The sequence below is a fragment of the Anaerosalibacter massiliensis genome, assembly GCF_024623155.1.
In the GTDB taxonomy this organism is placed as follows: domain Bacteria; phylum Bacillota; class Clostridia; order Tissierellales; family Sporanaerobacteraceae; genus Anaerosalibacter; species Anaerosalibacter massiliensis.
This window is the reverse complement of record NZ_JANJZL010000006.1, coordinates 14,439-28,449: the sequence shown is the minus strand read 5'-3', so window position 1 is coordinate 28,449 and position 14,011 is coordinate 14,439. Positions and strand designations below refer to the sequence as shown.

General features: G+C 29.1%; 13 protein-coding genes and 3 riboswitches. Of the genes, 12 read left to right on the top strand and 1 reads right to left on the bottom strand.

Annotated elements, in window-relative coordinates; genetic code table 11:
• Window positions 1–2: 2 nt before the first annotated feature.
• The 11 genes from NSA23_RS09895 to thiD all read left to right on the top strand — a co-directional run bounded on the left by NSA23_RS09895 (window position 3) and on the right by thiD (window position 10,981).
• A complete protein-coding gene (locus NSA23_RS09895; RefSeq protein ID WP_257490487.1) occupies window positions 3–785 on the top strand; it encodes a MurR/RpiR family transcriptional regulator in 783 nt (260 codons plus the stop codon).
• Between the two features lie 19 nt (window positions 786–804).
• Window positions 805–2,190, top strand: a complete 1,386-nt coding sequence (locus tag NSA23_RS09890; protein ID WP_042683435.1) for a glycoside hydrolase family 1 protein — start codon at window positions 805–807, stop codon at window positions 2,188–2,190.
• A gap of 13 nt (window positions 2,191–2,203) precedes the next feature.
• Entirely contained in the window at window positions 2,204–3,109 is a 906-nt protein-coding gene (locus NSA23_RS09885; RefSeq protein ID WP_042683436.1) for an ROK family protein, read from the top strand.
• A 5-nt stretch (window positions 3,110–3,114) separates the two neighbouring features.
• Complete coding sequence (locus tag NSA23_RS09880) at window positions 3,115–3,216, top strand: phospho-sugar glycosidase domain-containing protein (protein ID WP_147525010.1); 102 nt, start codon at window positions 3,115–3,117, stop codon at window positions 3,214–3,216.
• Window positions 3,217–3,366: 150 nt separating this feature from the next.
• A riboswitch (SAM riboswitch) is annotated at window positions 3,367–3,460 on the top strand.
• A 59-nt stretch (window positions 3,461–3,519) separates the two neighbouring features.
• Window positions 3,520–3,623, top strand: a riboswitch (SAM riboswitch).
• An 84-nt stretch (window positions 3,624–3,707) separates the two neighbouring features.
• Window positions 3,708–4,985: an O-acetylhomoserine aminocarboxypropyltransferase/cysteine synthase family protein gene (locus NSA23_RS09875; protein WP_042683437.1), complete on the top strand. Its 1,278-nt coding sequence runs from the start codon at window positions 3,708–3,710 to the stop codon at window positions 4,983–4,985.
• Window positions 4,986–4,998: 13 nt separating this feature from the next.
• Window positions 4,999–5,835, top strand: coding sequence for a homoserine O-succinyltransferase (locus tag NSA23_RS09870; RefSeq protein WP_257490486.1), 837 nt, complete (start codon window positions 4,999–5,001; stop codon window positions 5,833–5,835).
• 10 nt (window positions 5,836–5,845) lie between these two features.
• Window positions 5,846–7,087, top strand: a complete 1,242-nt coding sequence (locus NSA23_RS09865) for a homoserine dehydrogenase (RefSeq protein ID WP_050069916.1) — start codon at window positions 5,846–5,848, stop codon at window positions 7,085–7,087.
• A gap of 16 nt (window positions 7,088–7,103) precedes the next feature.
• Window positions 7,104–8,306 (top strand): aspartate kinase, encoded by a 1,203-nt coding sequence (locus NSA23_RS09860; RefSeq protein WP_042683439.1) that lies wholly within the window; start codon window positions 7,104–7,106, stop codon window positions 8,304–8,306.
• Between the two features lie 33 nt (window positions 8,307–8,339).
• A complete protein-coding gene (locus NSA23_RS09855; RefSeq protein ID WP_257490485.1) occupies window positions 8,340–8,927 on the top strand; it encodes a hypothetical protein in 588 nt (195 codons plus the stop codon).
• Between the two features lie 47 nt (window positions 8,928–8,974).
• Complete coding sequence (locus tag NSA23_RS09850) at window positions 8,975–9,520, top strand: TIGR01440 family protein (RefSeq protein ID WP_042683441.1); 546 nt, start codon at window positions 8,975–8,977, stop codon at window positions 9,518–9,520.
• A 194-nt stretch (window positions 9,521–9,714) separates the two neighbouring features.
• A riboswitch (TPP riboswitch) is annotated at window positions 9,715–9,828 on the top strand.
• Between the two features lie 373 nt (window positions 9,829–10,201).
• Entirely contained in the window at window positions 10,202–10,981 is a 780-nt protein-coding gene (gene thiD / locus NSA23_RS09845; RefSeq protein WP_257490484.1) for a bifunctional hydroxymethylpyrimidine kinase/phosphomethylpyrimidine kinase, read from the top strand.
• A gap of 119 nt (window positions 10,982–11,100) precedes the next feature.
• On the opposite strand, the gene NSA23_RS09840 is transcribed toward thiD, so the two are convergent.
• A complete protein-coding gene (locus NSA23_RS09840; protein ID WP_257490513.1) occupies window positions 11,101–11,235 on the bottom strand; it encodes a helix-turn-helix domain-containing protein in 135 nt (44 codons plus the stop codon).
• An 81-nt stretch (window positions 11,236–11,316) separates the two neighbouring features.
• Between NSA23_RS09840 and NSA23_RS09835 the strand changes: the two genes are divergently transcribed.
• Window positions 11,317–13,263 carry an NAD(P)/FAD-dependent oxidoreductase gene (locus NSA23_RS09835; RefSeq protein WP_257490483.1) on the top strand — a complete coding sequence of 649 codons (1,947 nt, stop codon included), beginning with the start codon at window positions 11,317–11,319 and terminating at the stop codon, window positions 13,261–13,263.
• Window positions 13,264–14,011: the final 748 nt, after the last annotated feature.

Genomic DNA, 14,011 nt, shown 5'->3' with positions numbered 1-14,011 from the left:
TAATGTTGCTTATAGAAAGTATGAAATTGGAATTTACTAATGTAGAGACTGTTATAGCACAACATTTTTTAAACAGAGGAGAGTCTCTTACCATAAGTGAGTTATCTCAAAAATTAAACGTATCTGAAGCATCTATAACAAGATTTTCTTCGAAACTAGGATTTAATAATTATAAAGAACTGATATATGTATATAATCAAGAACTAAAGATTAAATCCAATAACAATATAGTTTCAGATAATTTAATGATAAACGGATATATGGATATAATTAGGCAGGTTGTAGAAAAAGTAGATATAGAATCTATAAAAAATATAGCAAATTTAATATGTACTCATAAAATAATACATGTTTTTGGTTTGGGACTAAATGGAATAGTAGGTTCAGATTTGAAATTTAGACTAGTCAGAGTTGGAAAATATGTAGAGGTAGTGTCAGATGCGAAATCTATGCAGATGGTGGCTTCTATATTAGAAGAAGATAATTTGGTCTTGGCTTTAACTTTGAGAGGAAAAAATCTTGAGATGTTAGAAAGTATAAAAGTAGCTAAAAAAAATGGAGCTAAGGTAGTGTTGATAACTGGGAGCGAAGATTCGCCAATTATAGAATATGCGGATTATTATGTACTTACAGCTAATTTAGATCATGAGGATTGGGTAGGAAGCATATCAGCTCAGATACCTATGTTAATTGTTATAGATATGATATTTTCCGAATATATATTAAGAGATAAAGATTTGGTAGAAAGATGGTTAGATACAGAAAAAGCAGTTTTTTGTAAATAAAATTAAGGAGAGTAATGAAATGAAATATAATTTTCCAAAAAAATTTCTTTGGGGAAGTGCAGCATCAGCTCCCCAAACAGAAGGAGCATGGAATATAGATGATAAGGCACCAACCATATGGGATTATTGGTATGGAAAAGATAGGACAGCCTTTTTTAATGGAATAGGACCTGAAAAAGCATCTAATTTTTATGAAATGTATAAAGAAGATATAGCTAATATGAAAGCTATAAATTTAAATTCCTATAGAACTTCTATATCTTGGGCTAGATTGTTGCCAGATGGTAGAAATATAAATCCTAAGGCAGTAGAATTTTATAATAATTTAATAGATGAGATGATAGATAATGATATAGAACCTATTATAAATCTTTTCCATTTTGATATGCCTATGCTAATGCAAAATAAAGGTGGATGGGAAAGTAGAGAAGTTGTAGAAAGCTTTGCTCTCTATGGAAAAAAAGCTTTTGAGATTTTTGGAGATAGGGTCAAGAAGTGGATAACATTTAATGAACCTATAGTGCCAGTGGAAGCCGGATACCTTTATAAAATGCATTATCCTTTAGTAACCGATATGAAAAGGGCAGTTCAAGTTGGATACAATACTATGTTATCTAGTGCAAGGGTTATAGAGGAGTTTAGAAAACTTAAATTAGATGGAAAGATAGGGATAGTATTGAATTTAACACCCTCATATCCAAGAAGTAACGATAAGGAAGATTTAAAATCGGCTAATCTAGTAGACCTCATGTTCAACAGAAGTTTTCTAGATCCATCAGTTTTAGGAGAATATCCAAGTGAACTTATAGAATTTTTAAAAGAAAATGATTTAACTCCAGAGTGGAAAGAGAAAGATTTAAGAATAATAAAGAAAAACACAGTAGATTTCTTAGGAGTAAACTACTATCAGCCAAGAAGAATACAAAAACGAGAAACACCTAAAGATACAGAAAGTTTAATGCCTGAAGATTTTTTTGAATATTACATATGGCCAGAAAGAAGAATGAATGTATATAGAGGCTGGGAAATATATGAAAAGGGATTATATGATATAGGCATAAATATAAAAGATAATTATAAAAATATTCCTTGGTTTGTATCAGAAAATGGAATGGGAGTAGAAAATGAAGAAAGGTTTATAGATGAAAATGGAATGGTTCAAGATGATTATAGAATAGATTTTATAAAGGAACATTTAAAATGGCTTCATAAAAGTATAGAAGAAGGTTCAAATTGTTTTGGATATCATCTATGGACATTTATGGATAATTGGTCATGGTGCAATGCTTATAAAAATAGATATGGCTTATATAGAGTTGACTTAGAAAATAATTTCAAACGAAGCCTAAAGAAAAGTGGACTTTGGATAAAAGAAGTAGCAAAAAATAATGGATTTGATGATTAGAAAGGAATAAAAAATGGATAAAAAAATCATAACTTTTGACATTGGTGGAACTAACATCAAATACGGTATGGCAGATAAAAAAGGAAATATTTGTTATAAGGGAAAATACCCTACACCAAAAAAACTAGATGATTTTTTAAATAGTATAAAAAAAGTAGTAGATAGTTTAAAAATAAAAATAGATGAGAGTAAAATAGATGGTATAGCTATGAGTGTTCCCGGTGCTGTAAATAATAATACGGGGATTATAGAAGGGGCTAGCGCAGTACCTTATATTCATCATTGTAATATGAGAGAGTTAATTACTAAGACAACTGGATTTAAAGTATCATTTGAAAATGATGCAAACTGTGCAGCTTTAGCAGAAGTATGGAAAGGCTCTGGAAAAGATGTTAATGATGCCCTATTTGTAATATGTGGTACTGGAATAGGCGGTTCAATAATAAAAAATAAAAAAATTCATACTGGGAAAAACCTTTATGGTGGAGAATTTGGATACATGATAATGGATAGAGATTTTGAAACAGGAAAATTTAAAAATTGGAGTGAAACTTCTTCTACATCATCTATAGTTAGAAATGCAGCCAGACTAATGGGAATAAGTCCAAGAGATTTAAATGGAGTTAGAGTGTTTCAATTGGCGGAGGAAGGAAATAAATATTGCATAAAGGCGATAGAAACATTTTATCAAAATTTTGCAACTGGTTTATATACACTTCAATATATTTATGACCCAGAAGTTATAATAATAGGTGGTGCTATAAGCGAGAGGGAAGATTTAATAGATAAAATAAATGAGAAATTAGAATTTTTAAAAGCTCATATAGATATAACTACTATTTTGCCCACTATAAAAAAATGTGAATATGGAAATGATGCGAATTTAATAGGTGCAGTATATAATTACATTTTGAATTAAAGCCTATGCCTAATAGTGGCAAAACAAGTGTAGTAGGTAAAGTTGCAGATGAAGAAGTATATTTATTAGATAAAATTAGACCTTTGCAAAAGTTTAGATCAAAGTAGATGTGTGTCAATGGGATGTTTTGTTTGGCATATCTTAAAATTTAGATGATTAAAATAAGTCTAAAAGAGATAATATAAATTTTTGAATTTAAATATTCCTTGACATATCTTATACTTGATGTTAATATGTTTACAACAATTAAATAATATAACTTATCCAGAATTAGGGTAGAGAATTAGCTCGTTGACCCTATACCAACCTGTTATATTTTTAATAAGGTGGTTCTGCTAATGTCGATAAGATGGATGATAAAAAGAGATTAAATCCTTCCTAAGACATTAGGAAGGATTTTTTGATGGATAATCTTATCAAGAGAGGTGGAGGGACTGGCCCTATGAAGCCCGGCAACAACCAGTTTAAACTGGAAATGTGCCAATTCCTGCAGCCATTGGCTGAAAGATAAGAAGGTCTTATTTTCATTTATTTATTTAGACACTTCTTATTTATAGAAGTGTCTTTTATTTTTTAAAAATTGAAAGGAGAGATATACATGAAAAAAGATTGTAAACAAGGAACAATATGTGTTCAAGGAGGATATTCTCCAAAATCAGGAGAGCCAAGGGTGCTTCCTATTTATCAAAGTACAACATATAAGTATAAAGATCCTGATCAACTTGCAAATATATTTGATTTAAAAGAAGAAGGCCATATGTATTCAAGGATAAGCAATCCAACTGTTGCTGCCTTTGAGGAAAAGATAAGTCAACTTGAAGATGGAGTAGGAGCATTAGCCACTTCGTCAGGGCAAGCAGCTACAACTATTGGAATACTAAATATATGTGGACAAAATCAACATATCTTGGCTTTATCCACATTGTATGGTGGCACTTATACATTGTTATCCACAACTTTAAAAAAATATGGTATAGAAGTAACTTTTATTGATCCAAATATGGATGTGGAGGAAATACTAAATTATTCTAAACCAAATACTAGGGCTATATATGCAGAAACTATAGGAAATCCTGCATTGAATGTTTTAGATTTTGAAAAATATTCTAAGGTAGCAAAGACATTAGATATACCTTTTATTGTTGACAATACATTTCCCACTCCATATCTTTGTCAGCCTTTTAAACATGGAGCCAATATTATAATCCACTCAGCAACTAAGTATATAGATGGCCATGCAAATAATATAGGTGGTGTAATAATAGATGGAGGTAATTTCAATTGGGATAATGGGAAATATCCAGAGTTTACAGAACCTGATGAAAGCTATCATGGTATTAGATATTATAAAGAGTTTAAAGAAAAAGCATATATAACAAAAGCCAGAACCCAATTATTAAGAGACATAGGTTGTTCTCTAAGTCCTTTTAACAGCTTTATGTTTAATTTAGGGTTAGAAACCCTTCATTTAAGAATGGAAAAACATAGCCAAAATGCTTTAAAGTTAGCTAAATACTTAGAAAGTCATGAAAAAGTTTCTTGGGTTAATTATCCTAAATTAGAAAGTCATCCTGACTATGAATTAAGTCAAAAATATTTACCTTTAGGTGGAAGTGGTATACTTACTTTTGGAATAGAAGGAGGAAAAGCTGGAGCTAAAAAATTTATGACTAATTTAAATCTTGTTTCTTTAGTCGTCCATTTAGGTGATGTAAGGACTTCTGTACTTCATCCTGCTTCAACTACCCATAGACAACTTAGTACTAAAGAGTTGAAAAAGGCTGGAATTAAAGAAGACATGATAAGAGTATCTGTAGGAATAGAAGATATTTCAGATATAATAGAGGACTTCCATAGTGCTTTAAGTTTAATTTAAAAAGGTGATAAAAATGAGTATTTATTTAGAAAAAAATGTTTTAAATTTAGAAAAAGAGAAAAAAGTTCCCAAAATAGGGATTTTAAATTTAATGCCAAATAAAATTGAAACGGAAATACATTTTTTAAATCTTTTATCCCAAGTTTCTATAGATATTTATATATATTTTATTCGTCTTGAAAGTTATATTCCTAAAAATTGTAGTTTTAAGTATTTAAAAGATAATTATATAACTTTAAAAGATATAGAAAATGATTTTTTAGATGGATTGATAATAACAGGTGCTCCTTTAGAATTAAAAGAGTTTGAAGATGTAGAATACTGGCAAGAACTTAGTTCTATAATGGAGTTTTCTAAAAAAAATATAAAATCCACCATATATATATGTTGGGGAGCTTTAGCTGGATTTTATTATCATTATGGAATACCTAAATATAATTTGGAAGAAAAGGTATTTGGAGTCTTTCCACACAATGTTCTTAATAAAAATCATAGATTATTGAAAGGTTTTGATGATGAGTTTCTAGTTCCTCATTCTAGATATTCATTAGTGAGAGAAGAAGATATAAGAAAAGAGAAAGGTCTCGAAATATTATCAACTTCAGATGAAACAGGAATATTTTTAGTATCTGATAAAGGTTGTAATAAAATTTTTTTAACTGGTCATCTTGAATATGAATCTGAAACATTGAAAAAAGAATATGAAAGAGATACTAAATTAGGAAAACCAATAAAAATGCCTAAATATTATTCTTACAAGGATGATTTAAATACTAAATTAAAATCAAGATGGAGAGCTCATGCTACTCTATTTTATACAAATTGGATACATGAATATTTAATAAGGTAGGTGTATATAAATGATAAATATTGGACTTATGGGACTTGGTACAGTTGGTTCAGGAGTATATGAAATAATTAATAATAGGAGAAGATTTTTTGAAGATGAAATAGGGGAAAAAATAAAAATTAAAAAAGTACTAGTTAAAAATAAAAATAAAAATAGAAATATTGATATTGATGATAAATTACTAACTTTAAATCCTAAAGATATATTAGACGATCCAGAAGTTGATATAGTAATAGATGTTTTGAGTGAAAAAGAAATTGCTTATGATTATTTAAAATATGCTTTAGAAAACAAGAAACATGTTGTTACAGCCAATAAAGCAGTTGTATCTTCCAAAATGGAGGAATTATTATATTTGTCAAAGGAAAATAATAAGGCATTTCTTTTTGAAGCTAGTGTAGGTGGAGGAATACCTATAATAAATTCTTTAAAACAAGGAATAAAAGCTGATGATATATTCCAAATTCAAGGAATATTAAATGGCACAACAAATTACATACTTACAAAAATGTACGAAAAAGGTATTTGTTTTAAAGATGCATTAAAAGATGCACAAGATAAAGGATATGCTGAAGCAGATCCTACAGATGATATTAAAGGATATGATACTGGAAGAAAACTAGCTATATTATCCACTATCGCTTACAATCAACCAGTAGATTCAAAGTTTATTAATTGTCGTGGAATTGATGAAATAAGTATTGAAGATATAAATGAGTTTAGAAAATTGAAACTTGTTCCCAAACTCATTGGTAGTTCGCAAAGATCTGATAATCATATTTATGCAAGTGTGGAGCCACTATTAGTAAAGGATGAATCTTTCTTTTCTAATGTTAAAGATGCTTTCAATATCATTTCCTTAAGAGGCTATAATACTGGAGAATTACGTTTTTATGGTCAAGGAGCTGGGAAAAATCCTACAGCCAATTCTGTAGTGCTAGATGTATTGGATATAGTTAAGGGAACTTACACAAATGGAAAAGTTTATGAAAATAGAAAAATAAGTGGAGATAAATATTTAACATTTGACGGAGAGTATTATCTTAGACTTAGTTCAAAAGATGGAAAAGATAATAATTATCTATTAAATATACTTAATATGTATAATTCTAAGCATAAAGTGATAAATGATAAAGAAAGTTTAATTGTAATACTTCCTTGGACTTCGGAAAATTTGATTAATAAAATGATAAATGAAATTAAATTAAATGTAGAAGATATAAGGTATTTTTATTCTGGAATATATGGTTAGAAGGGATTGATAGCAAATGGATGTAGTTGTTCAAAAGTATGGAGGTTCCTCAGTAGAGAATATTGAAAAAATAAAATATATAGCTAAAAGAATAATTACTAAAAAACAAGAAAAAAAGAATTTAGTTGTAGTAGTATCAGCTATGGGAAATACCACAGACAAATTAGTATCCCTGTCTAAAAAGGTATCTAATATACCAGATAAAAGAGAATTAGATGTGCTATTGTCCACAGGAGAGCAGCAAACAGCGGCCTTGTTATCTATGATTTTAAAAGAATTAGGATGTGATTCTATTTCTTTAACGGGATATCAAGCCAAAATATATACAGAAGGTGAGCATACTAGATCTACTATAAAAGATATTGATAAAAGCAGTATTTTAAGATATTTAAAGCAGGGGAAAGTAGTTATAGTTCCAGGTTTTCAGGGAATTGATAATAAAGGAGATATAACAACCTTGGGCAGAGGAGGTTCGGATATTACTGCTGTAGCTCTAGCAGGAAGACTTAATTGTATATGTGAGATATATACTGATGTAGAAGGTGTATATTCTGTAGATCCAAGAATATTTTCTAATGGAAAGAAAATAGAATACATTGACTATAATGAAATGCTTTCTCTATCTTCTTCTGGCACAAAAGTATTAGATAAAAGAGCCATAAAATTAGCTAAACAATATAATGTACCAATTTATTTAGCTTCAAGTTTTACTGATAGTAAGGGTACTTTTATAGGGGAGGTTAGCAAGGTGGAAGAAAGCAAAATAACAGGATTATCAATAGATGAAAGTTGTATTATAATAAATATATTAAATATTAATAATAGTGAACATGAAATAATAAATTTTTTAAATACTTTAATCAGCATTGGAGTAGATATAAATACTATAAATGTTTTGAATATTCCAAATGAAGCTATAAACATATCGTTCATATGTTCAAAAGATGATTATGGTTCAATTGATAATATAGAAGAATTAGTTTACTCGGAAATTAATCCAATAAAAGTTGTTAAAGATGAAGATTCTATGAAAGTAACTCTAATTGGGACAGGAATTAATTTAGTGGCAGATTATCATACTAGAATATTTAAAACATTTTATGACAATAACATAAAAGTAAAGCAGGTGATTAATACTGAATTTAGTATATCCTATGTTATTAGTAAAGAGGATAAAAAGAAACTTATTTCAGATATAGTTAAAGAATTTAGTTTATGATATAATATAATAAAATGGCTGGGGGATAATGCTATGGATAATGAAGAAAAAATTTTGATGATACTAGGTGACATTCAAAAGCAATTTAATTCATTTGACAGCAGACTTTCAGACTTAGAAAAAAGCACTGAAGGGCAGTTTAAATCATTAGATAATAAATTTTCAGGCTTAGAAAAAAGCACTGAAGAGCATTTTAAATCATTAGATAATAAATTTTCAGGCTTAGAAAAAAGTACTGAAGAGCATTTTAAATCATTAGATAATAAATTTTCAGGCTTAGAAAAAAGTACTGAAGAGCAGTTTAAATCATTAGATAATAAATTTTCAGACTTAGAAAAAAGCACTGAAGAGCAGTTTAAATCATTAGACAATAAGTTTTCAGATTCAGAAAAGAATACTAAAGACCAGTTTAAGTTATTAGAAGAAAAGATGGATAATCGCTTTAAGTCAATAGAAGAACGTATAAAAAATGAACATGATATGACTAGAAAGGAATTAAAATCAGAAGTTCAATATGTTCATGATGAAGTTAAAGAAATGAGAGAAGACTTTAGATCTGTAGAACAAATAACTGCAAAGAATTGGCGTGACATAAATAATCTCAAATCTATTATATCATAAAACTTTATTATTCAATACTTTAACAATTTTTAAAGGAAGTGTTTTTTATGGATAAATTAGAAAATTTAAAAGAAGATTTTATTAGTGCAGTAGAAGAATTATTAGAGAAAGCTAATTTAAAAGAAGAAGACATTTTAGTTATAGGTGGTAGTACTAGTGAAATTATTGGTGAAACTATTGGTTCTGCCTCTGTACCAGATATTGGGGTAGAACTTATTAATAGTATAATGCCTATTATCAAAAGAGAAAACATATTTCTAGCTGTTCAATGTTGTGAACATTTAAATAGAGCTTTAATTATAGAAGAACGATGTGCTAAAAAATATGGATTAACACCTGTTACAGTAGTACCTCATCCTAAGGCAGGGGGATCATTAAGCTCTGCTTATTATAGAGCTTTAGACAATCCAGTAGTAGTTGAAGAAATACAGGCAGATGCAGGTCTTGATATAGGAGATACTTTTATTGGCATGCATTTAAAAAGAGTAGCTGTTCCAGTAAGATTGTCTATTAAAAATATTGGCTCAGCCCATTTGACTGCAGCTAGAGTAAGACCAAAACTTATTGGTGGAGAAAGGGCAAAGTATGAATAATACTCAAATATTAGTTTGAAATTGGATACGGGGATAGTATTTTGTTAATGTATATGATTATCAAAATACTATCCCTATATTTGTTATTGTCAATTTATACTATAAATTGACAATAACAAATATTTACAAATAAAAAGGTAACGCAAGATTATTGGATTTATTTCAACAATTTATGATATGATTAAAGTACAAGAGAATATAAAAATGGGGGCTTAGATAAACTTTGCTGAGAGGAGCTGTGGTATCAGTTCGACCATATAACCTGATTTGGATAATGCCAACGTAGGGATCATTTAAGAATTTATAATGAGACTTGCAATGGCAAGTCTTTTTTATATAAAAATAGAGGAATATTAGGGTTTAAAAACATCTTTGAAAATGTATAGAAGTAAAATTCAATTGTACATTACATTAAAGATTATATTAAATTTATCCAAACTGCTGAAGACCTTGGTTTAAGTAAAGAACAATCTGAATTTTTCAAAATACAACTAATAGACTTAGATTAAAACCTAAGGATATATAAGGTTTGAAGATACTCTCCATTGTATATTAGTAGCTAAAAAATGTGGTTTAAACATTGTTGCAGTAAAAAATGAATCAGACTTATCTGATTTGGAAGAAATAAGGGAAGTTGTAGATATATATTGATAATTTTAGTCAATTGGAGGTTGAGAAATTATGAAAAAATTATTAACTATAGCAGGTACAGATCCTAGTGGGGGAGCAGGTATACAGGCAGATTTGAAAACCTTTGCTGCTCATAAAACCTATGGAATGAGTGTTATTACTTCTGTAGTAGCACAAAACACCACCGGCGTAACAAATGTAGTAGATTTATCTCCAGAATTTATAGGGGAACAATTAGACGCAGTATTTACTGATATCTATCCTGATGCAATAAAAATTGGAATGATATCAAATGAAAATATAATAAGGGTAATAGTTGAAAAATTAAAAGAGTATGATGGAAAGAATATAGTAGTAGATCCAGTTATGGTATCAACTAGTGGAAACTCTTTAATGAAATCTACTGCAACTAAAACTTTAATTCAAGAATTATTGCCATTGGCGGATATTATCACACCAAATATGTTTGAAGCCAAACTATTAAGTAGCATAGAAGTAAATAATAGAAAGGATATGGAAAAGGCTGCTAGAATAATAGATAAATTAATAAAGGGAGCAGTACTAGTTAAAGGTGGCCATTTAGAAAATTGTGCTGATGATTTATTATATATGGATGGGAAATGCTATTGGCTAGCAGGAGAGAGAATAGTTAATCCAAATACTCATGGAACGGGTTGTACCTTATCTTCAGCTATAGCAGTAAATCTTGCTAAAGGTATGGATATATTAGAATCAGTAGAAGAAGCTAAAGAATATTTAACTGGAGCAATAAAAGCAGGTTTAGATTTAGGAAAGGGTAAAGGACCTTTAGATCATCTATATAGATTATAGATTCATATTGGCAATCCATAGGCCAATTTTTTACATTTAATATTTAGATAATAAATCTGAAAAGATTAGGCTCTATGGATTAGGTTTTTTGCCTTATGTAAGGGTTAAGAAGATTCTCGTTAATGTATATTGAGTATATATTCTAATATCTTTATTGACATATTGAGTCTAAATATCTCTTCGCTGTTGTCTAAAGCTATATTTCCTATTTCTCTTATTTTATTCAATCTATAATTCATAGTATTTCTATGTATGAATAATCTATTAATGGTAACATAATCCTATTTAATATAAAGTTATATATAACTTTATATTACTAATAAGGGGGTTTATCTATGGAGTATAAAAATCTTTTCGAGAAAGGTAGTATAGGGAAAGTGAATCTTAAAAACAGAATAGTAATGCCAGCAATGGGAACATCATTAGCTACATCAACGGGAGAAGCCTCAGATGAAATAATTAGATATTATGAAGAAAGAGCAGAAGGTGGCTGTGGTTTAATAATCACAGAAATCACTAGAATTGACAATGAAACAGGAGTTGGATTACCAAATCAATTATGTGCCATAGAGGCAAAACACATACCTAGATTAGAAAAATTGGCTAGAGCAGTCCATAGACATGGTACAAAGATATTTTTACAACTCCATCACCCAGGGAGACAGTCTTATAGCAGACTTATTGAAGGAAGACAAATTGTAGCACCAAGTCCTATAACATGTAAGACTGTAGGTGAAAAGCCAAGAGAAATGACTACTGAAGAAGTAGAAGGACTTGTAAAGAAATTTGTCATAGGAGCTAAGATAGCACAAACAGCAGGAATAGATGGTATTGAACTTCATGGTGCTCATGGATATTTAATAGGTCAATTTTTAAGCCCATTGACAAATAGGAGAACTGATAAATACGGTGGAAGCTTTAACAATAGGATGAGATTTGTAACAGAAATAATTTTAGGAATAAGACATATTTGTGGACCAAATTTCCCAATAAGTGTGAGAATAGATGGAGATGAATTTGTTGAAGGTGGAATAACTCACGAAGAAGCTATAAAGATGGCTAGATATTTAGAAAGTATAGGGATAGATGCTATAAATGTAAGCTCAGGTACTTATGAATCAGGTATAACAATTATTGAACCAATTTCTTATAAAGAAGGATGGAAGAAACATTTAGCTCAAGGAATAAAAGATAATGTAAAAATACCAGTAATTGCTTGTGATGCTATTAAAACTCCGGAATTTGCAGAAAAGCTTTTAGAAGAAGGAAATTGTGATTTTATAGCTCTAGGTAGGGCACAACTTGCAGATTCTAAGTGGGCAAAGAAGGCAAAGGAAGGAAGGGAAAAGGAAATAAGACCTTGTATAGCTTGTTTACATTGTATAGAACAATTGATGAATGGAAAAACAGTGGAATGTGCTGTAAATCCTAGACTGGGCTATGAGAATGAATATAGCGACTATAGGAAAAATGGCGAAGGAAGGACAATAGTAGTCATAGGTGGAGGACCAGCAGGAATGGAAGCTGCTAGAGTATTAGCTGAAAGAGAATTTAAGGTAGTACTATTTGAAAAGAAAAATAATCTTGGGGGGAGTGTGTATTTAGGAAGTAAACCACCTTGCAAAGAAAGATTACAAAATTTAATAGATAATATGGAATATCAAATGAGACAACTTGGAGTAGATATTAGGTTGGGTTCATCGCCTACTATAGAAGAAATAAAAGCTCTCAATCCATATTCAGTATTTATAGCAATAGGTGGAAAAAATATAGTACCAGAGTTACCAGGAATTCATGGAGAAAATGTAGTATTAGCAACTAATGTATTAGATAAGGAAATGGATGTGAAGAATAAGAAAATAGTAGTAGTAGGATCTGGAATGACAGGGTTAGAAACTGCAGAGTATTTAGCTGAAAAAGGCAATAAAGTAAAAGTAGTAGAAATGCTAAATGAAATAGGTCCTGGAGTCTATCGCTCAGTATTATATGATATAACTACTAGACTTGAAAAATACGGTGTAAAAATGATACCTTGTAGAAAATTAGTTGGGATAGATAATGGAAAAGTAAATGTACTAAATACTAATAATAATGAAAAAATAGCCATAGAAACAGATTATGTAGTACTTTCATTGGGAGTTACTAGTGTAGAAAATAATGAGTTTGTAAAAGATATACAAAATAATTTCAATAATGTAATGATTTTAGGAGATGCAACTAAACCAGGAAAAATTTCTAATGCAACACAAACAGGTTTTGATTTAGCCTATACCCTAGAATAAATAAGGTACGGAGAGTTAAAAATATATTAGACAGGAAAAATCCAGATATAAACTTTTTTAAAAATAATGGATAAGGCATCTATATACTCCCCTTAAGGTAGATAGATTAAAAAATAAAAATTTGATATCTTAAGGGGCTTTTTTATGTTAAAAAGAAGTAAGTATACTGCAGAAGAAAAATTTATAATATCAATGGAATATGAAAATAGCTATTTTTTAATAATTCTATAGAAATTCTTATAGCTTATTTTTTCAAATATAAATATATTAAAAGCTAGTCCTGTATTATAGATTTTTATTGTACTCGTATTTAGTCGAAAATGGTGATGAAAACCCATTAATTAAATATCAATGAGTTTCATAAATTTCAATATTATTAAACCTAGATTTCTTTGCTTTTTCGGTATCTTTTTTTAAAAAACGTATTATAGTTGATGAAGAAGTTTATGGTATATGATATAAATTATCTTGTAATAAGAACAATATTTGGTATACTTTTAGATAAATAAATTGTCAGAGAATAGAATTTAAAATCTGGGAATAGATTATATAATTTATTTAGCTTTATTTTCTAAAGATAGATTCAAGTATTACTGATAATATGAAGAGTAGCGGGATGATGACATTTAGATTTTGAAGTATGTCTAGATAATAAAATATATAATGATGTTTTTTAGAATAAAAAACAAGTTCAAGAATAATAAAATATAATGGGGAAAAGTTAAAATTAAAAATAAATTTACGGATT

Excerpts from the sequence above, each read along its gene's own strand:
- NSA23_RS09895 (WP_257490487.1), top strand. The coding sequence starts at position 3 with ATGTTGCTTATAGAAAGTATGAAATTGGAATTTACTAATGTAGAGACT.
- NSA23_RS09890 (WP_042683435.1), top strand. The coding sequence starts at position 805 with ATGAAATATAATTTTCCAAAAAAATTTCTTTGGGGAAGTGCAGCATCA.
- NSA23_RS09885 (WP_042683436.1), top strand. The coding sequence starts at position 2,204 with ATGGATAAAAAAATCATAACTTTTGACATTGGTGGAACTAACATCAAA.
- NSA23_RS09880 (WP_147525010.1), top strand. The coding sequence starts at position 3,115 with ATGCCTAATAGTGGCAAAACAAGTGTAGTAGGTAAAGTTGCAGATGAA.
- NSA23_RS09875 (WP_042683437.1), top strand. The coding sequence starts at position 3,708 with ATGAAAAAAGATTGTAAACAAGGAACAATATGTGTTCAAGGAGGATAT.
- NSA23_RS09870 (WP_257490486.1), top strand. The coding sequence starts at position 4,999 with ATGAGTATTTATTTAGAAAAAAATGTTTTAAATTTAGAAAAAGAGAAA.
- NSA23_RS09865 (WP_050069916.1), top strand. The coding sequence starts at position 5,846 with ATGATAAATATTGGACTTATGGGACTTGGTACAGTTGGTTCAGGAGTA.
- NSA23_RS09860 (WP_042683439.1), top strand. The coding sequence starts at position 7,104 with ATGGATGTAGTTGTTCAAAAGTATGGAGGTTCCTCAGTAGAGAATATT.
- NSA23_RS09855 (WP_257490485.1), top strand. The coding sequence starts at position 8,340 with ATGGATAATGAAGAAAAAATTTTGATGATACTAGGTGACATTCAAAAG.
- NSA23_RS09850 (WP_042683441.1), top strand. The coding sequence starts at position 8,975 with ATGGATAAATTAGAAAATTTAAAAGAAGATTTTATTAGTGCAGTAGAA.
- thiD (WP_257490484.1), top strand. The coding sequence starts at position 10,202 with ATGAAAAAATTATTAACTATAGCAGGTACAGATCCTAGTGGGGGAGCA.
- NSA23_RS09835 (WP_257490483.1), top strand. The coding sequence starts at position 11,317 with ATGGAGTATAAAAATCTTTTCGAGAAAGGTAGTATAGGGAAAGTGAAT.